Here is an 18,750-nt window from a genome sequence, read left to right on the forward strand (position 1 = left end):
CGAGGGCAAGTTTATTTATCAATCCCTGTAACCATACGCATTATACGCTCTAAATAATTATACCGTGCTACTGACGGAAAACGGATTAAATATATTCCAAATGTGAAGGTGAATATGCGTATGGGCGGAATGTCCAACGCATCGTTTAAAAATCGGATGATTGCCAATAGAATGGATCGCAGGGCCTGGGAATTAAATGAGCTAAAGCCTGCGTTTGGATTTCGACTGCTGAAACCGTTGCGTAAAGTGAGGCAATTTTTTGACCGATGAGAATCTTTGAACGATGCCAACCCGCGGGGAAACGATTGCCGTAACTTAAAACCATTATTGTTTATTGTCCGTTAAACATCGTCTGGTTGTGATAGGAAACCTGCTTCATGCAGGTTTTTTTGTCTCTGGAAATATTTCGTTCGCCCTCTGACGAAATGTCTTTGCGCCTTCACAACTCTCCTTAAGAGTTTCAATCGACCATTAATTTATGCCATTTACTTCGCCAAAGTTATACCTGCTCGTGTTTTGCGGAATCGCACTTTTCGCTTTGGCGTTATTTACTATTCTGCCCAGGAAAGCAGACCCTTTGTTCACCTTGCCTGATTTTAAATCAAAGTTGCCTTCGGATCTTGATGATTGGGATTGGATCGATCCTCCGTTATCGGAGTCCGAGGAGGTGTTGAAGGTGATTGATCGCGATTTGGCATTTGATGAAGGTCTGTACCGCGTATACATATCCGGAGAAGTGATGGTAGCAGTATGGGCAGCATACTGGAGCCCCGGAAAAGTGGATGTGCGCGATGTGCAGTGGCATGTCCCCGACAGTTGTTGGGTGAATGGTGGTTGGAACATCGATCAAGGTTTGGATGATTACCCACTCGCGTTTCCCAATGGTCGGAAACTGATTTCGGGAAAATATCGACTGATGGAAAAGAATGGAGGCAAGGTGCATGTTGCTTTCTGGCATCTGGTCGGCGGCAATAATTTAAAGATTACCCGAAATGCCGGTTCCTTGATTGAATTGCCGGAAATAATTTCTCAAACCGGATTCCAAAGTCAGGACGAGCAATTCTTTTTTCGTATTTCGAGTACCCATGCGTTCGAAGATCTGATGACTGATCCAGGCTTCAGGAAGATAGTCGAAAGCTTGGGCATGCTTGGGTTAAATGATGCTCAGACAGAGATGTAAGTGCAGTCAGAAATAAGAGTACTTTTAAAATACTGGTATCGAAAATGCATCTGCGATGGATGAAACAAAATCGTGAATTAATTTCTCCGTAAAAGTAGTCTGAAGAGCTTGATAATAATATGATAAAAAGTGCGGACCCCTTTTTTGAGTGATGTCCAGTAGCCTGTTTTTTGCGGGTTTTGGTAATACCCGCTATGAAAATAATTTTATTAATGAGCACTCTTTGTTGTACCTTTTCGGGATTGAAGGGTCAACTGGTCGTATGGGATTTTGACGGAATCACTTATCAAAATACTATTTTGGCTTCCTCATTTGCCTCCTATCCCGCTGGAAGTATGAGCGCTTCGAATATTTCGGTCGGGTCAGGCCTGCTAAGGCGAAATGAGAACCACGGTATCGAGTTCAGAAGTTGGAGTACCAACAGTTCACTTGATGTTGCCAATAACGATTACATCGCCTTCGACGTAACCGTTGATGTTGGACGTGCTGCTAATTTTGGAGACCTCACCTTTGATTTTCGCGGCCGAGATACCGGCGGTTCGAATGGGCCGGACAAGTTTGCTGTTTTTACCAGTGTCGCTGGCTTTACTGGCGGGAATGAGGTGGATACTTTCAATATTTCTGGAGACCCTGGCTATGGAACGGTGACTTTTGATCTTAGCAGCCTCACTAATGTGACTGGAACCGTCGAAGTGCGCATTTATGGCTGGGATTCGGGTTCCAATAATGGAGACATAAAATTTAAGAGTAACAGCGACACCGATATTGTTCTTGGTGGGGAAGTTATCCCCGAACCATCCACTTACGCATTAATATTCGGTGGAATTGCCCTGGCAGTTGTGATGTTAAAGCGTAGAGCTTGAGGATACTGGCAGGATTCGCAGTGTGTGTTTATTGTTTCCAAAGATACCGGAACTTTCAGACGGCAAAAAGACGAATACTTTATCCTTGGAATTCCAGAGTGCACGCGGCTAAGGTTGCGCGCTTTTTAACCTGGATAATCGATGATTGATACTAAGATCCTGAGAGAAGAACCGGAGCGGGTTCGCGAGGCCATAGCCAACAAGGGCAGCGATTGCGACCTGGATGCGATTTTGGCGATGGACATAGAACGTCGGCAGTTGATTACAACTGTGGAGCAACTGCGCGCCCAGCAGAAGAGCGTGAACTCCGAAATGGCTGCTTTGGGAAAAGGGTCTCCAGAGTTTCTGGCAAAGCTTGAAGAAATGCGTGCTGTCGCATCAAACGTCAAAGAGGGAGACTCATCCTTAAAGGAGCTCGAAGAAAAGTGGGAACAGGCGCTACTTTCTATTCCCAATATCGCTCACAGTTCAGTGCCCGTTGCTCCAACACCGGAAGGAAATGTAGTTCATTCATCCTGGGGCGATATCGCCAGTGCAAGCCCTCACGCGGTGGCTCATTACGATTCGGATGTTTTCAACCGACTCTCAGACTTTCCTCGAGGCTCCAAAGTTACTGGTGCTGGATGGCCGTTTTTTCAGGGTGGCTTGGCTCGGCTTATCCGGAGTTTAATCAATTTTTACCTGGACGAGGCTCGCAACAATGGTTTCGAGGAGCTCATGGCTCCGTTGGTTGTAAACGAAGCCAGCGCCCGGGCAACGGGACAGTTGCCGGATAAGGAAGGGCAGATGTATGTGATCCCTCAGGAAGGGTTTTACATGATCCCCACCTCTGAAGTCCCGGTCACGAATTTCTACCGGGACGAGATTCTGGATGAGGCGGACCTTCCAATCTATCGTGCTTGTTACACGCCGTGTTTTCGTCGCGAGGCGGGAAGTCATGGTAAAGACGTACGCGGTTTGAATCGCACCCACCAGTTCGATAAAGTGGAATTGGTAAAATGGGTCAAACCCGGGGAGTCCTATGACGAGTTGGAAAGTCTTCGCGACCATGCCGAAAGATTGCTTCAGAAACTGGAGCTTCCGTACCGCGTTCTGCTTATGTGCACCGGTGACCTAGGTTTCACTCAGACCAAGAAATATGATTTGGAAGTCTGGGCTGCCGGCCAGGAACGGTGGTTGGAGGTTTCCAGTTGTAGCAATTTTGAATCCTTTCAGGCACGGCGGGCAAACATCCGCTTTCGTTCTCAAGGAGAGAAGCCCGTTCATGTGCATACCTTGAATGGTTCTGCTCTCGCCGTTCCCCGTGTATTGGCTGCGATTCTTGAAAATAATTTGCAGGAAGATGGACGGGTTAAAATTCCTGCTGTGTTGGTCGATTATTTCGGGGAAGATTATTTAACCTAAGATGAATCATGGACTGGCCTAATAAAGCGGACGCACTGGCAGATTCGATTTCGAAGTCGGGGCTTCATCTCAAGGCTACCGAAAAGATCGGGTCCTCCACCGGTTCTCTGGGCGTTGCCTGTTCAGGTGGATCAGATTCATTGGCTGTACTCTTATTGGTTTTTGCGCATTTCCCGGAACTGCGTTCGCGGATTACGGTGTTGCATTTTAATCACTTACTTCGAGGTGAGGCATCAGAACAAGATGCTGCTTTTGTGGAGGAAGTGGCCAAAGGACTGGAATTGGAATTCGTTGGTGGTTTATGGAAGGACAGAGATGATTCAATCTCCGTATCTGAGGAACGGGCACGAAAAGCGCGCCATGCCTTTTTTGATGCATTTGTTTTCGAAAAGAAGGGTGCCCTCATCATTTCTGGTCACCAACAGGATGATATACTGGAAACCTTACTGTTGCGGATTGCTCGAGCCAGTAATCTGAAAGGCCTTTCCGCCCCAAAACCGGTGACTGAATTTGCAAACGGAAAAACGATGGTTCGGCCACTTCTTACCCTTTCAAAAGCGGCTATTGAAACCGCATTGTCCGATGCTGCGATTCCCTGGCGGGAAGATGCTTCTAATGCAGATTCGCGTTTTGATCGAAATCGTTTGCGGAACGAAGTGATTCCGGCATGGCAGGAAGCAACTCAGTTTGACCTCGGACGAGCTGCCGCTCAGGTGAGAGCTTTTTTGGAAGAGGCGGATGAAGCGATTGAGCATCAATTAGGGCAATCAGCGTTTCCCTCTCCCTCCGATAATCCTGCGGAACTGATGGAAGTTGATGGACCAAGAGCCGTGCTTCGGCGTTGGTTTCAAATGTGGATTGCCTCAAGGAAGCTGGATGGTTCGATTTCCACCTCTGTCGTAAATGAAGTGTTGGATAGATTGGCTGATCTGGGAAAAGGACAATGGAGCGCTAGCGAAGGATTTATTCGTGTGAATGGCAGGCGTATTTCGTTTGAGAAGGATTTCGATCAGGATTTTCTTCGAGTTGAGCGTTTCAGCCTAAGTCCGAACGAAACACTTTCGCTGCCATCAGGCGCAAAACTTAGCTCCCAATGGACGCAATCCTCGGAAAAATTACTGGGAGATCTTAAAAATGGGAAATATTCGGAGAGTACAACGGTTCTATTAGACTGTGACCGTATCCCACATGAATCCTTTATTATCCGGTTTTGGCAACCAGGAGATCGCTATCAGGCGCTCAACGCCCCTGGAAATAGGAAACTTCAAGATTTGTTTGGAGATCGTAAAATACCAAAAGAGGAACGAAATAAACTACCGGTGGTCACTACGAATGATTCACTAATCCTTTGGTGTCCCGGGCTTCCGGTGAACCATCTCGTCCGCGTAACTGAAAAAACAAAAGAAATCCTGCAATTGACTTATACCTTCTGACACTAAGATTGTTCTAAGCTACAAATTTTCTGATATTAAGACATGCCTACTGAAAACGACTCTGAGGGCCGCCGCCCATTAAAAAATAGTCCACCTGATCGCTTCCAACCGAAAGTTGCCATGATCTGGCTTCTTGTTGTATTGGCCATCGCGAGCTTGTTTATGCTCGGTCCGCGGACCAAAGGCCGTATAATTTCACTGGAACCTCATGAAGTGTTTACCGAACTTGATCGCGGAAATATCAAGTCTGGCATAATCAAATCGGATCCTTCCGGAGGCTCATGGGAATGGTCAATTATTACGGGAGAACTGTATGTTGATCCCCGGATGGAGGTCCCAGTTGATCCAGATGCTTCCACTTATGTTTCTACAAATCAAGATTCTGAAAAGGAACCTATTCGGTTTCGCTCCGATGGTCGCTTGACCGGAGATGTGTATCAAAAGCTTCAGGAGTCTGGAAAATTTTCTGAGGAGAAGAGTAGCAGCGCAATGACGGATCTCCTGCTCGGAATTGTTCCTTTTATTCTCATCATTGGACTTCTCTATTTTCTGTTTGTCCGTCAGTTGAGAATGGCTGGCCGTGGAGCTATGAGCTTTGGCAAAAGTAAAGCCAAGCTACTCACTCGCGATCGGGATAAAGTTTCTTTTAAAGACGTGGCTGGTTGCGATGAAGCTAAAGAAGAAGTAGGAGAGGTCGTTGACTTTCTTAAAGATCCTAAAAAATTCCAACGTATCGGGGGGCAAATCCCCAAGGGGATTCTCATGGTCGGACCTCCTGGAACGGGTAAGACGCTCATCGCCCGTGCTGTTGCCGGGGAAGCGGAAGTTCCTTTTTTCACCATTAGCGGTTCAGATTTTGTAGAAATGTTTGTAGGCGTAGGTGCGAGTCGAGTGCGTGACATGTTCGAGCAGGCACGCAAACATGCACCCTGTATTGTATTCATTGATGAAATCGATGCGGTGGGTCGCCAACGTGGCGCAGGCCTCGGTGGCGGTAACGACGAGCGCGAGCAAACTTTGAATTCCCTTTTGGTTGAGATGGATGGATTCGATGGACACGAAGGTGTGGTTATCATTGCTGCAACGAATCGCCCGGATGTATTGGATGGAGCACTGCTTCGCCCGGGTCGTTTTGACCGTCAGGTGCTTATCGACTTGCCCGATCTAAATGGCCGGGAAGCCATATTGAAGGTGCACGCCAAAAAAATAAAATTGGGTGCAGGTGTAGATCTCCGGGTTGTCGCGCAGGGCACTACAGGTTTTTCAGGTGCCGATCTGGCAAATCTCTTGAATGAGGGTGCGTTGATCGCCGCTCGTTATGACAAGAAGGAGGTCGATCGCCATGATATGGATGAGGCGCGCGACAAAATTAGCTTTGGTCGTGAACGCCGAAAACTCATGGACGAAGAAGATCGTCGGATGACTGCATTCCACGAAGCGGGCCATGCCTTGGTTCAAGCCGTTCTGGGAGACAAGAAGTTAGCCCTCTACAAGGTAACGATAATCCCACGTGGACGCGCTTTGGGGATGACCATGTTCACTCCTACCAAGGATATTTTAGGCCGCTCCAAAAAGGAATTACTTGATGAAATCTGTATGGCCATGGGCGGTCGTCTCGGCGAAGAAATCGAAACAGGCGACTTTAGCAACGGAGCTTCGGGAGATATCAAGATGGCCACCAAGACCGCACGTCACATGGTTTGCGATTGGGGTATGGGCGACTTGGGACCTGTCGCCCTTGGTGAAAATCAAGAGCATATGTTTCTGGCCCGTGAAATCACCCGTACGCAAAATTACAGTGAGGAGACCGCGAGGAAGATAGACGAAAATATCCGCGCAATCATTAACGCTCAGTATGAGCGGGCCAAGGGCATCATCGAAGAACACCATGATGCATTAAAATTGATAGCTGAGGCGCTTCTCGAATACGAAACCATTGAGGCTGTCCATGTTCATGAAGCGCTCAAAGATGGTAAGATTACTTCTCCTTTCGAAAACAATGATCTGATTCGTAAAGGACAGGATAAAGTCGAAGAAGTTGAGAAGGAAGCCGCCGCCAAAAAGAAAAAACCCGAGATTGGACCTTCAACGGACGCCGCTGGTGCCATTGCCTAAACCTTCCTCTTTGACTGTTTCTTAGGGCTTGATGATTCAAGGATGCTTGGGCATCGTGCCCACCATTCAATGACGAAGCCAGATATTAGCTACTCTCGGATCGGACAGCTTGCAGAGCCTCCGGTTATCAGCGAAATCATGAAGGTCGCTTTGGAAAACAAGCAGATTCTTTCTTTGGCGGCCGGGTTTACGGACACCGAGGCCTTACCTGTTCAGGCTGTTCGGGATGTAGCTGTGTCCCTGGTCACGAATGGTCGTTCCCCGGAGTATCTTCAGTACGGCACAACCATGGGTCGACCTGATCTAAGAAAGTTCGTGGCCCAACGTTTGAGCAGGATGGATCACCACCAGAGTCCATCCTACCACCCTGATAATGTCATGATTACGAATGGCTCCCAGCAGTCACTCTACATGGCCATGCAGGTGTTATGTGATCCTGGTGACATCGTTCTGGTCGAAAGTCCGAGTTATTTTGTTTTCCTGGAGCTTTTGAAGGGACTGGGGATAACCGCGGTTGGCCTTCCTTTGGATGAACATGATGAAATCGATACAAAAGCTACTGCGGCGTTAATAGAAACGTTCAAGGCGGATGGGTCGATAAACCGGGTTAAAGCAGTGTACTTGGAATCCTGGTATTCAAACCCGTCAACCCGTTGTTTGACCACGGAAAAAAAGGTTGAGGTGGCCACGGTCTTGAAAGAAGCAGACCTGATTATTCCGGTACTTGAGGATGGTGCCTATTTCGAACTCTTTTTTGAGGAGCGTTTTGCCTCGATGAGTATCCTGGCTATTGAGGAATTTGATTCCTTTCCCCGGCTCTTCTTTGGCACTTTTACAAAGCCGTTTGCCACTGGATTAAAGGTTGGGTATGTCATCTGTGACCACTCCCAAGTCCTGTCAAAAATGGCTAGTATAAAAGGCCATCATGACTTCGGTACTTCTAATTTTAATCAAGCCATCGTGGAGCAGGTTACTTTGGATGGTGCCTATGATGCTCATCTGGTTAAAAGTCGTTCTCGTTATTTGGAAAAAATGGAAACCTTGCATCAAACCCTCATCGGCGAAGGGCTGCCCGAATTGGGTTGGGATTGGCAGAAACCGGATGGTGGCATGTTTCTTTGGCTCAAGGGGCCCGACGCTGTTGATACTTCCCGGGAAGGAGCTTTTTTTGAAAATGCTGTAAAAGGAGGAGTTCTTTATGTTCCAGGTGATTTATGTTTTGCGCCTGGAGGCCCCAAAAACTACATCCGTTTATCTTTTGGAGTACTTGAACAGAACGATTTGGTTGAAGCAGGACACCGCCTTGCCAAAGTAATGCGAAAGTTCAAATAACCAATATCTTTAATCTTATCTTATCTGAGTTATGAAAATATGTTGCATCGGCGCAGGCTATGTAGGTGGGCCTACCATGGCGGTAATCGCAGAAAAATGTCCTCACATTACGGTTACCGTGGTCGATGTAGACGCATCCAAAATCGAGGCTTGGAATAACGGGAATTTACCGATTTTCGAACCGGGACTCCAGAAAGTCGTCGATGGCCGACGGGGAACCAACTTGTTTTTCTCAACCGACCGTGAAACCGCTATCGCAGAGGCGGACATTATTTTTGTTGCTGTAGGAACACCTACAAAAAAATACGGTATTGGCGCCGGTCGAGCCGCGGATCTTGTGTATATTGAAAAGTGTGCACGTGATATTGCGCAAATGGCAAAGGGTCCAAAAATCATTGTGGAGAAATCCACTATTCCCGTTCGAACAGCCGATGCCATAAAAGCCATTTTGAATGAAAGCGACACTGCTCAGTTTCAGGTGCTTTCAAATCCGGAGTTTCTTGCGGAAGGGACCGCAATTAATGACCTGCATCATGCGGACCGTATATTGATTGGCGGAGATCAAACTCCTGAAGGTCTCAGAGCCATTGATACCTTGGCCAGTGTGTATGCAAATTGGATTCCTACCGAACGAATCCTTAAGACGAACCTTTGGTCATCTGAGCTATCCAAGCTAACCGCCAATGCATTCTTGGCTCAACGGATTTCTTCAATTAATGCAATGAGTGCTTTATGTGAGGCGACTGGTGCGGATGTGGATGAGGTTTCAAAGGCGATTGGAACGGATAGCCGAATTGGGCCAAAATTTTTAAAAGCCTCGGTTGGCTTTGGAGGATCTTGTTTCCAGAAGGATATTTTGAATCTTGTTTACCTCTGTGAATATTATGGTCTTCAGGAAGTTGCCGACTATTGGTGCAAGGTGGTTGAGATGAATGATTACCAGAAAAAACGATTTTCAGCCAAAATAGTAGAAACGCTTTTTAATACAGTTAACGGGAAGAAAATTGCCATTCTTGGTTTTGCTTTCAAAAAGGATACCAATGACACGCGCGAGTCTTCATCGATTTATGTCTGTCAGGATCTTATTGCGGAGAACGCCACCGTTTCGATTTTCGATCCACAAGTCGCTCACAATCTGATTTTTACAGATTTGGGTCAAACTCAGGAAGACGAAAATGGTGTCCCGAACCGAAATGTTGAAATTGCCGAAGACGCCTACGCCGCATGTGCGGGAGCTCACGCTGTGGCCGTTCTAACGGAGTGGGATATGTTTAAGGATCTGGATTTTCAGCGGGTATTCGATTCAATGGAGAAACCGGCATGCATTTTCGATGGCCGAAATATTCTCGATCGAGCAGCTCTTGCAAAAATTGGCTTCAAGACTTACGCAATTGGTAAGTCCAATACCTGATTCTTAGCCAGCTTTTGCCAGTCTTCTATCTTTATCGATTCTGGTCGAGTAGTAGGCTTCAGGCCGTTGGCAATAAGATCTTCGAGCCATGGCAAGAAAAGCCCGGCAGCATCGATCTTGGGAATGATGGAGCTTATCTGCTTTCGTCTTTGTCTGAATATTTGCCGGATACCGTCCTTTATCGTCTTCGAAAACAGGATGGGACTGTCCTTAATCTTTATACTCAACAATGCTGAGCCCACCTCTGGTTTGGGGTAAAAGCAATTGGCACTCACCTTATGGACTGCCTCCACATCATAAGCTGATTTTAGAAATATTGAAATGGGTCCGTAGTTGCCTGAATCGCTTGCGGCAATAAATCGATTAGCTGCTTCTTTTTGTAACATTATCACCATGCGCGATGGAAGGGGACCGGATAGAACCGCATCCAACCAAGGTGTGGAAATAGCATAGGGTAAGTTCGCAACGATTTTGAAAGGCTTGTCTTCAGTTGGGACCTCTGCAAGCGGTGCGTCCATCGCGTCGCCGTGCTTCAAATTAAAATGTTGTGGGTACTCAGGCAGGACCACTTCTTCCAAGTAGCGAAAAAACCCGGAATCCATTTCTATAGCGTAAACCTGGCAGCCTGCCTGAAGCAAAAGTTGGCTTAACGCACCCAGGCCCGGGCCGATTTCCACCACGGTGTCTCCTGGTGTTATTTCAGCTAGTTCGAGTGACTTTCGAGCAATGTTGGCTTCAATCAGAAAATTTTGCCCAAATCGTTTCCTGGGAGCGAGTTGACGGGACTCCAGGAGAGCTTTAACGACAGTTAGGGTTGGATAATCCATCCTTTAGCGCAGGAGAGCTTACAAATTGTGGATTTCTCGGATAAACGCTCCCGGATCAGCGTGCTCCATTAGCGCTTGTCCGATGAGGACAGCTTGAGCACCAGCTGCCTTAACGCGCTTAACATCCTCGATGGAAACAATCCCCGATTCTGCAATACTTACACAACCTTCGGGGATTTTTGGAATCAGCGCTTCAGATAATGCCAGGTCAGTCGTGAAAGTTGCGAGGTTGCGGTTATTCACGCCGATAATGCGCGCTTCAGCTTGGACTGCTCGTGCAAGGTCGTCTTCGTTGTGAATTTCAAAGATAGAATCAAGGCCGGCCGCATTCGCGCTCCTATAAAGCATTTGAATCTCCTTATCCGTCAGTGCGCGGACGATGATCAGTATGGCACTGGCCCCTGCTTGGGCAGCCTCCACTATTTGGATCGGATGCACGAAAAAGTCTTTCCTCAAACAAGGGACCCTCGCTTGAGAACCTTTTATCAGGTTGGTTACGTCTTGCAGGTCGTTTATCGATCCTGAAAAAAACCGTTCATCCGTAAGAACGGAGATAGCGTCCGTCTGTGCGTCCACATAATGTCCTCCCTGAGCCAGGGCAGATGCTCCCGCTGCAATGTCACCTGCAGATGGGGATTTGCGCTTTATTTCGGAAATTACGGAAACCTTGTCGTGACCGAAAAGAGCTTGGAACAGGGATGGGCGGTCCGGATCAATAAAAGCCTCCAATTCGGAGTCCTGCACCTCGCGTACGCGGTCGGCGATCTCCAGCCTTTTGTACGCCATTATCTCATTCAATTTGTCCATTCTTCGGGATTCGTTCTTTATTTATTTAAGGAACTGTTATAACCAAGAACTTAATAATCCTGCCTATCCAACAAAAAAATACAACTGTGAGCTCAATCAATGCTTTGCGCGAAACTGTGGCCGCACTCAGAGCCCCTGATGGGTGTCCATGGGACATTGAACAGACCCATCAGTCTTTGGCTGTGTGTTTGATAGATGAATGCTGTGAACTCCTGGAGACCCTGGATACCTTGGATATGGATCACATGCGGGAAGAGCTTGGCGATGTGCTGTTGCAGGTCATAATGCACGCTCAGATTGCCAGCGAGAAGGGAACATTCGATTTTGATGCCGTTTGCGATGAAGTGAACGAAAAACTGATTCGACGCCATCCGCATGTGTTTGGCCCGGATGATTTAAATTTGAAGGATTCCACCGCAGTTTTGAAGAAGTGGGACGAGATAAAAGCTACTGAACAAAAGAACGGAAACCAGTCCGAAGGAAAGATGTTCAAACACTTACCGCCCCAATTGCCATCCTTGCTCCGTGCCAGAGATGTCTATAAACAGATTCAAAAGAAAGGCCTGGATACCGAGTCCCTTGTGAATGAACAATCCGTGGCCATTCAGGCTCAACAGATAAGCGAAGAATCTGTCGGCAAAACATTATTTGAAATGGCGGCTTCTTGCCGCATTGCTGGAATTGATCCTGAATCGGCATTAAGACGCTATGCCAACCATATTATTAAAAAGATTGAAGAAAGATACTGAGACCAGGTTTCACACCGTGCGGACTTCGAATGGTCCGATAATGATACCGTACTACCTTCGTCGATCTAAACGCGCTCGTCGTATCACGGTTCGTCTCGGCGCACAAAATCAAGCACTTGTGATCGTGCCCTATCGCGCATCGCTCAAAGTAGCTCTCGCGTTTCTTGATCAATGCGGGGATTGGCTGCTCGACCAAATGTCGAAAGCGCCTTCTCCGACATCCATTTTGGAATATCTTCTGAACAAGCCTGTGTTCACATTAAATGGAAGGCGGTGTCGTGTAACCTTTGCTTTTACAAGCGGGTGCCCTTATTTTGAATACAAACGGGAGAAAGAAAAAGTCGTCTTTCGTTACGACCCGCATAATATCCATGAAGCCCGTATTCGAGAGGCCCTCAAGAAGCTGGCCAAACTCTGCCTCACCGAGCGCCTTGAATTTCTTTGTAGCGAAAAGAAGATTATTCATCCCCCAAGTCGCGTTACCGTGCGTGACCAATCCAGCCGTTGGGGATCCTGCTCTCCCTCGCGAAGCATCTCTTTGAACTGGAGACTCATACTCCTGACAACTGGAGTGCAGGATTACGTCATCCTTCATGAGCTGGCGCATTTGAAGGAAATGAATCATTCCAGAGATTTCTGGAGTTTGTTGAACAGCTATGATTCCCGCAGCAAGCTTCATGATCGTCGGTTAAATATGGTTGGTCGAACAATCATTTCACTCGGGCGATCAGAGTGACCGAAGAATCGCCAGATCTGTTGATCAAAGGATTGGATCCTTTTCTGTCACACCTTGAGAAAGAACGTAGACTGTCTGCCTATACGGTTCGAAACTATGGACAGGCCATTCGAGATTTCTCCTTTTGGATGAAGGCGAATACGCGTTGGGACGGTGAGTGGGAGGACTTATCAGCAACACAGCTAAAACGATTTCTCATCGAGCGCCAAGGGTCTCATTCCCGTCGAACGATTCATAATCACTTTTCCGCGTTGAAGACCTATTCGAAGTATTTGCAGACGCAAAAGCTCATAAAAAAAAATCCCTTTACCGGGATCGTGTTACCTAAACTCGCCAAACCTTTGCCCAAGTTTTTAACGGAGAAGCAAATGAGTCAGTTGCTTGCCGGGCCTATGAAATTGCTCGATAATGAAACGCTTGATCCCTGGCTTGTCTGGCGCGATCGCCTGGTGTTGGAGTTGCTCTACGGTGCAGGTTTGCGTGTGAGTGAGTTAGCCGGCCTCAATTACGGAGCGATCGATTTTCAACGTGGAGTTGCCCGTGTCCTGGGTAAGGGTAACAAGGAACGCTTATGTCCGCTGGGAAAGATTGCGATGGTGGTGCTCGAAAAGTTTCGTCAGGAATATGCCCCGGCTACGGGATATGAGGATCCGGTTGTTTTAGGAAATAAAAAAAATCGGATCCGAGTACGGCAGGTTCAACTCATGGTCAAACAGTACCTTGCTTTAGCCGATTTGCCTCTCGATTTAACACCGCACAAAATTCGACATTCATTTGCTACTCATTTATTGAATCATGGAGCTGATTTACGTCTGGTCCAGGACCTCCTTGGTCATGCGAGTCTTTCGACCACCCAGATTTATACCCACGTAACGTTGGGCCGATTAAAAGATGCACACAGCAAAGCGCATCCCAGGGCATAACTTTTTAAACTACGAGCTTGTCGCTAATCCGAATCTTTCCACCTTCAATAACTCTGCAATAAATCCCGCGAAGGTTTAAACATCGATATTCCGGGAGATTGATCCATTTCAGGATATCTTTCCCAAATTCTCCGGCAAATTTAGCGCAGGCATCGTTGAAAACATCTGTGACTTCTAATGTAACAGATCCAACGTTGAAGCGACCACCTACGGGGAACTCCTCTGCGTTCAGATCGCGATCCACCATAATGTTATCACCAGGATGGTAGTGGTTGTTTTTCTCTTTTTGGAAGAGGCGGATGATTCGTGAGTTACAAACGGCCACCTGGACTCGAGGGTCAGAATCTCCGTTTTCAAGATACTTCCATGTTCTCCAAATCCAGCGATCACCTATGGCACCTTTTTCTACATCTATGTCAATGGAGTCAGGATACTCTCGAACTCCATCGTCTATGCGCAGGCATAGGGAGGTTACCTGCCCGGTGTAGGGGTTTTCAGCGAGAGAAGCTTGAAGTGTGGTTAAACGAGAATCGTTGCTCATGGCTAATAGTGTGCGTGGTCGAATACCCAGCCCCGATTTTCTTTGTTGAACCGGTGATAATCTTTTTTAGGAAGCGTATTCAAGAATTGAATGCCATACTGTTTGGTAAAAACTCTTGAGTCGAGGAGGGTTATGAACCCTTTGTCATCTTTCTTCCGGATAAGCCGGCCAATGCCTTGACGAAACTTAATCAGAGCGTCGGGTAGGGTGAGTTCCATGAATGGACTCTTCCCTTGTTTTTTCATCCAGTCGCTTTTTGCTTCTGCAACGGGGTGAGAAGGATTTTCAAACGGCAGCTTGGTTATAATAACCTGGGAAAGGGCCGGACCGGGAACATCTACTCCTGCCCAAAAACTCTCGGTGCCGAGTAGGACTCCGTTTCCGGATTTGGCAAATTCTCGGGTGAGCTCTGAGCGCGAAAAATCTCTACCTTGCTGGAAAAGTGGGCGACCCAGGTTTTCGAGTTCGGTTTCGATTCGTCGGGCAATTTGGTTAAGATCGTAGTAATTAGTGAAAAGCACCAGGCTTCCTCCTTCGACTTGCTCCACACAGAAGAGGATCATTTCCTCCAGGTAGTCGAGGTCTTGACGACCATCCCTTAACTGGGGAGGAGCGTCGTCAGCTACAAACACCTGTACGTTATGTTCGTAATCAAATGGTGAAGTTACCTGGTAGGTTAACTCCTTTTCTGCGCCAATCTGTTTTTGGAAATTCTCCATGTTGGGACCGGCTGCCAGCGTCGCACTGGTCAGAATCACTCCCGTTTGACGCATGAAAAGACTTTCTTTCAGATATTCAGAAATGTCGATGGGAGCACTGCGTAAGTATACGATTTTTCCTCCCCGGCCGCCTCGCTCTGCCCAATAGACTTGTTCGTCCAACGATTGGCTGATAAATTGACGGATGCTGTTGCACAGATCTGTGAGTCGATCGCGTTGATCTTCAACAATGGATTTCTCGGGTCCATCATCCAGGTGAATTGCAATCTCTTTTATGCGGATGATCAGGCCTCTAATTTGTGGGAGTAACACGGGATCCAACCAGTCGGGCGTATAGATCCGGGCAATCTCGCGTTTCTCGAGGAACATCTGCCTTACCAGGCTAAAGAATACATCCGCTTCATTTCGCACCCGTACTACCAGGTTGCAATCACCCGTGGTTCCATGGCGCCGGAGCAGACCTTTTTTGCGCTTTGGATTGTATAGAAATGATAGGGTTCGGTTGACTCCATACGAGCTGATACCCAGGCCGTAATGATCGGTTGCCACGCCCGGAACCGTGTGCGCTTCATCAAGGATTACAAAGTCCTCAGGATACAAAATTCCACGGCCCTTTGGCACGGGCATGCCGGAGCCGAGCAGAGAAAACAGCAAACTATGATTTAAGATGAGTATGTGGGCATCGCGAATTTTTGTGCGCGCCTTTTGGTAATGACACACTTTCGGATCGCAGTGTTTTTTGTTACAGGCCGAAGAGTCAGCGCTCACCCAGTCCCAAACTTCAAAGGATGGAGGAGGAACCAGTTCTTGCCGAATGCCTACTTTGGTATCCAGTGACCATTGGACAATGCGCTCAAGTTCAGATTGTTCATCGCTCGGGATAAGCTCTGTTTTTTGTGCAATGGCTTGATCCAGGCGCGTGGTGCATAGGTAGTTTCCTTTACCCACAAGAATGGCCACTTTGAATTTGAGGTAGGCTTGTAGTTCTGGTACTTTTGAAAAGAGGTTTCTACAAATCTTTAGGTCGTTATCCTTGATTTGCTCCTGAAGTGAAATCGTGTTGGTTGCCACGATTCCCTGCCGCTTATTACGCATGGCAATGAGGATAGCGGGAATTAAATAAGCCAGGCTTTTTCCTACGCCTGTACCTGCTTCGAAAAGGAGCGGTTGATGGTTAGTGAATGCTCCGATGACTTCTCGGGCCATGGTTTCCTGTTGAGGCCGGTACTCCATCCCCAGGGTTGTTTGCAGCCATCCTCCTTCACTGAAAATTTTCGTGACTAAATCAAAGAGAAGATCAGGTGCCGAATCTGCTTCGATTTCATTTTGAAAACCTATCATGCGGAGGATCAAAGTTTCGCGGTCGAAAGAGTCGATCCAAAACCAGAGCAGGAAGCTTTTTGGAATGATTCTAAATTAGGTTGCCTCTTTCCTTTTGCCCTTCAGCATCTCCCGATCATGGTAAATATTGGCAGCAAAGAGGAACCTTCATGGGTGAGAGATCTCAGGAATTTTTTGAGTGAGCAGAAGGAAATTCAGGCGATAAAAATAAGTGCTGAAACTCACACTGTTTCTGTTGCCACCTTTACAAAGGATCAGAATGCAGCCTTGGAAGGATCTTTGCAGACCTTGCTGAACGCGGTAGAAAATGAATTAAGAGCCAACCCTGCGGAAGGTACACATTTATCGATGGACGGTATTTGGGTGCATTCCAGAAATGACGAAACCGTCGTTGAAAAAACTCAATGTCCTGCTGTTCGTTCGTTGTGGACCTGGCGCGAATATGAATGGCCCTCGGAAGAAAGTACGGTCGAAGACTCGGAGGAAGAGTGGAAGTTTATGGCTCTTCTGGCCGGAATATGCGGGGTTACTTTATTGGCGGGTGTTCTCGTCGGATTATCTTCAGCTATCCCCCTATGGGTTGTTTACGTTCTCTATTCTATAGCTTTAATCAGCGGTGGATGGGATGCCACGGTAGATGCGTTTGAGAATATCAAGCGTGGGCAATTGGATATTCATTTCCTGATGTTGTCGGTCGCCCTGGGTGCCGTTGCCATTGGTTCGTGGGCGGAAGGCGCTCTATTATTATTTCTGTTTTCGTTATCCGGGGCCCTTGAGCATTATGCGGAGCATCGGACTCATCGTGAAATCGATGCTCTTACACGCGCCGCACCGAAGACTGCTAACCTCGTTGACGTGGATGGGGAAGTGGTCGTGCGCCCGGTGGAATCGATATTGCCCGGTCAAATACTCCGCGTAAAACCAGACGAATTATTCCCGGTCGATGGTGAGGTCATCTCAGGAAAGACGGCGTCCGACGAATCGAATCTGACTGGTGAGGCAGTTCCGGTTGAGAAGATTGTGGGTGATTCAGTTTACAGCGGCACGCTTAATCTTTGGGGTGTTTGTGATATTCGGGTAGTTCGTCAAGCGGCAGAAAGTTCGCTTCAGAAAATTATTCGTCTCATCCAAAACGCGCAGCATCTGCGTGCACCTAGTCAGCGATTTACCGATAAATTCGGGACGAAGTATACCTATTTAATTCTCGGAATCACCGCTGGGTATTTCTTGTTTTCATGGCTGGTCCTGAATCTACCAGCTTTCGAGAAAGAGGCGGGCGAGTTTTCTGCGTTCTATCGGGCAATGACATTTTTGGTTGTCGCGAGTCCTTGTGCGCTGGTGATTTCCATTCCATCTGCCATTTTGGCTGCGATCGCCTGGGGTGCGAGAAAGGGTATTCTTTTCCGGGGAGGGGCAGCCATTGAAAAATTGTCTGAGGTCGATGTAGTCGCGATGGACAAGACCGGGACGCTTACCCAAGGCGATTTGTCTGTTACGGGTGTAGAGAGTTTTCCCGATGGCAGGAGTGATGAAGTGTTACAATTAGCTTTCAGTCTTGAGACCCATTCGAATCACCCTTTGGCGAGAGCGATTGTCAGCTATGGAAAGAAAGAAGGTTTGGTTGCTGAAGCGGTAGAAGATTTTCAGTCATTCAGTGGCAAAGGTTTGCGCGGGCAGGTTAGAGATGAAGCCATTTTCTTAGGTCGGCGAGAATTAATGGAATCCGGCCCTTTTTCTGATTGGATTAAGAAAGTCGACGAACCGCCTCCATCCGTGACCGAAGTTTGGGTATTTCAAAAAGACCTGATAGGGAGGATTCTGTTGGAGGATAAAATTCGGGAACACTCGAAACAGACCTTAGCAAGACTGCGGGAAGTTGGCATTAAAACCATGATGTTGACGGGTGATCGTCGTAGTGCAGCGGATGCTGTCGGTGAAAAAATCGGTATTCAGGAAGTTCGAAGTGGTTTGTTGCCTGAGGATAAGGTGCAAATTATTAAAGAGCTCACTGAGGCAGGTCATAAAGTGGCCATGGTTGGTGACGGGGTGAATGACGCTCCAAGCTTGGCCGCTGCTTACGTAGCGGTTTCGATGGGAGCTCGTGGCAGTGATGCGGCCCTTGAGCAAAGCGAAGTTGTTCTCATGAATGACAAGATTGAAAAATTTCTGACCGCGTATGAGCTCAGTCGGAAGGCCAAATCGATCATTCGGCAGAATCTCGTTATTTCGCTTGGAACAGTCCTTTTAATGGCCAGTGCCGCGTTGTTTGGCCTCATTCCGCTTACCGTTGGTGTTTTTGCTCACGAAGGTAGTACGGTGGTGGTGGTCCTCAACAGTTTAAGGCTTTTGATGGGACGGGAGTAAGTTTT

Annotated in this window: 15 protein-coding genes; 11 read left to right on the plus strand and 4 right to left on the minus strand. The window is 47.5% G+C overall.

Features of this window, described 5'->3' with window-relative positions:
• The first annotated feature begins 478 nt into the window (after nucleotides 1-478).
• From O3C43_06270 to O3C43_06300, 7 genes are all read left to right on the plus strand, one after another.
• A complete protein-coding gene (locus O3C43_06270) occupies nucleotides 479-1,180 on the plus strand; it encodes an exosortase-associated EpsI family protein (protein ID MDA1066091.1) in 702 nt (233 codons plus the stop codon).
• 212 nt (nucleotides 1,181-1,392) lie between these two features.
• Nucleotides 1,393-2,043 carry a PEP-CTERM sorting domain-containing protein gene (locus O3C43_06275; protein MDA1066092.1) on the plus strand — a complete coding sequence of 217 codons (651 nt, stop codon included), beginning with the start codon at nucleotides 1,393-1,395 and terminating at the stop codon, nucleotides 2,041-2,043.
• A gap of 141 nt (nucleotides 2,044-2,184) precedes the next feature.
• Nucleotides 2,185-3,447, plus strand: coding sequence for a serine--tRNA ligase (serS, locus tag O3C43_06280; GenBank protein ID MDA1066093.1), 1,263 nt, complete (start codon nucleotides 2,185-2,187; stop codon nucleotides 3,445-3,447).
• An 8-nt stretch (nucleotides 3,448-3,455) separates the two neighbouring features.
• On the plus strand, nucleotides 3,456-4,880 hold the full coding sequence (gene tilS, locus O3C43_06285) for a tRNA lysidine(34) synthetase TilS (protein MDA1066094.1): 1,425 nt from the start codon (nucleotides 3,456-3,458) through the stop codon (nucleotides 4,878-4,880).
• Nucleotides 4,881-4,922: 42 nt separating this feature from the next.
• Nucleotides 4,923-6,995 (plus strand): ATP-dependent zinc metalloprotease FtsH, encoded by a 2,073-nt coding sequence (ftsH, locus tag O3C43_06290; protein MDA1066095.1) that lies wholly within the window; start codon nucleotides 4,923-4,925, stop codon nucleotides 6,993-6,995.
• 69 nt (nucleotides 6,996-7,064) lie between these two features.
• The gene (locus O3C43_06295; GenBank protein ID MDA1066096.1) at nucleotides 7,065-8,327 is read left to right on the plus strand and encodes a PLP-dependent aminotransferase family protein; all 1,263 of its coding nucleotides are present in this window, start codon (nucleotides 7,065-7,067) and stop codon (nucleotides 8,325-8,327) included.
• A 31-nt stretch (nucleotides 8,328-8,358) separates the two neighbouring features.
• Nucleotides 8,359-9,738, plus strand: coding sequence for a nucleotide sugar dehydrogenase (locus O3C43_06300; protein MDA1066097.1), 1,380 nt, complete (start codon nucleotides 8,359-8,361; stop codon nucleotides 9,736-9,738).
• Here O3C43_06300 and rsmA read toward each other — a convergent pair.
• On the minus strand, nucleotides 9,711-10,565 hold the full coding sequence (gene rsmA / locus O3C43_06305) for a 16S rRNA (adenine(1518)-N(6)/adenine(1519)-N(6))-dimethyltransferase RsmA (GenBank protein ID MDA1066098.1): 855 nt from the start codon (nucleotides 10,563-10,565) through the stop codon (nucleotides 9,711-9,713). The genes O3C43_06300 and rsmA overlap by 28 nt on opposite strands.
• 18 nt (nucleotides 10,566-10,583) lie before the next feature.
• A complete protein-coding gene (locus O3C43_06310) occupies nucleotides 10,584-11,372 on the minus strand; it encodes an indole-3-glycerol phosphate synthase TrpC (GenBank protein MDA1066099.1) in 789 nt (262 codons plus the stop codon).
• 86 nt (nucleotides 11,373-11,458) lie between these two features.
• On the opposite strand from O3C43_06310, the gene O3C43_06315 reads away from it, so the two are divergent.
• From O3C43_06315 to O3C43_06325, 3 genes are read left to right on the plus strand one after another with little or no spacing between them, the layout of a single operon-like run.
• A complete protein-coding gene (locus O3C43_06315) occupies nucleotides 11,459-12,121 on the plus strand; it encodes a MazG family protein (GenBank protein MDA1066100.1) in 663 nt (220 codons plus the stop codon).
• A 40-nt stretch (nucleotides 12,122-12,161) separates the two neighbouring features.
• Entirely contained in the window at nucleotides 12,162-12,857 is a 696-nt protein-coding gene (locus tag O3C43_06320) for a SprT family zinc-dependent metalloprotease (protein MDA1066101.1), read from the plus strand.
• Nucleotides 12,854-13,780: a tyrosine recombinase XerC gene (locus O3C43_06325; GenBank protein MDA1066102.1), complete on the plus strand. Its 927-nt coding sequence runs from the start codon at nucleotides 12,854-12,856 to the stop codon at nucleotides 13,778-13,780. The genes O3C43_06320 and O3C43_06325 overlap by 4 nt, the downstream gene beginning before the upstream one ends.
• A gap of 4 nt (nucleotides 13,781-13,784) precedes the next feature.
• Here the strand turns inward: O3C43_06325 and O3C43_06330 are convergent, their stop codons facing one another.
• Nucleotides 13,785-14,321 carry a hypothetical protein gene (locus O3C43_06330; protein ID MDA1066103.1) on the minus strand — a complete coding sequence of 179 codons (537 nt, stop codon included), beginning with the start codon at nucleotides 14,319-14,321 and terminating at the stop codon, nucleotides 13,785-13,787.
• A 2-nt stretch (nucleotides 14,322-14,323) separates the two neighbouring features.
• Nucleotides 14,324-16,381: a DEAD/DEAH box helicase gene (locus O3C43_06335; protein MDA1066104.1), complete on the minus strand. Its 2,058-nt coding sequence runs from the start codon at nucleotides 16,379-16,381 to the stop codon at nucleotides 14,324-14,326.
• Here O3C43_06335 and O3C43_06340 point away from each other — a divergent pair.
• Complete coding sequence (locus O3C43_06340) at nucleotides 16,367-18,745, plus strand: cation-translocating P-type ATPase (GenBank protein MDA1066105.1); 2,379 nt, start codon at nucleotides 16,367-16,369, stop codon at nucleotides 18,743-18,745. The two genes, O3C43_06335 and O3C43_06340, sit on opposite strands and share 15 nt — an antisense overlap.
• Nucleotides 18,746-18,750: the final 5 nt, after the last annotated feature.

Source organism: Verrucomicrobiota bacterium, from assembly GCA_027622555.1.
Lineage (GTDB): Bacteria > Verrucomicrobiota > Verrucomicrobiia > Opitutales > UBA2995 > UBA2995.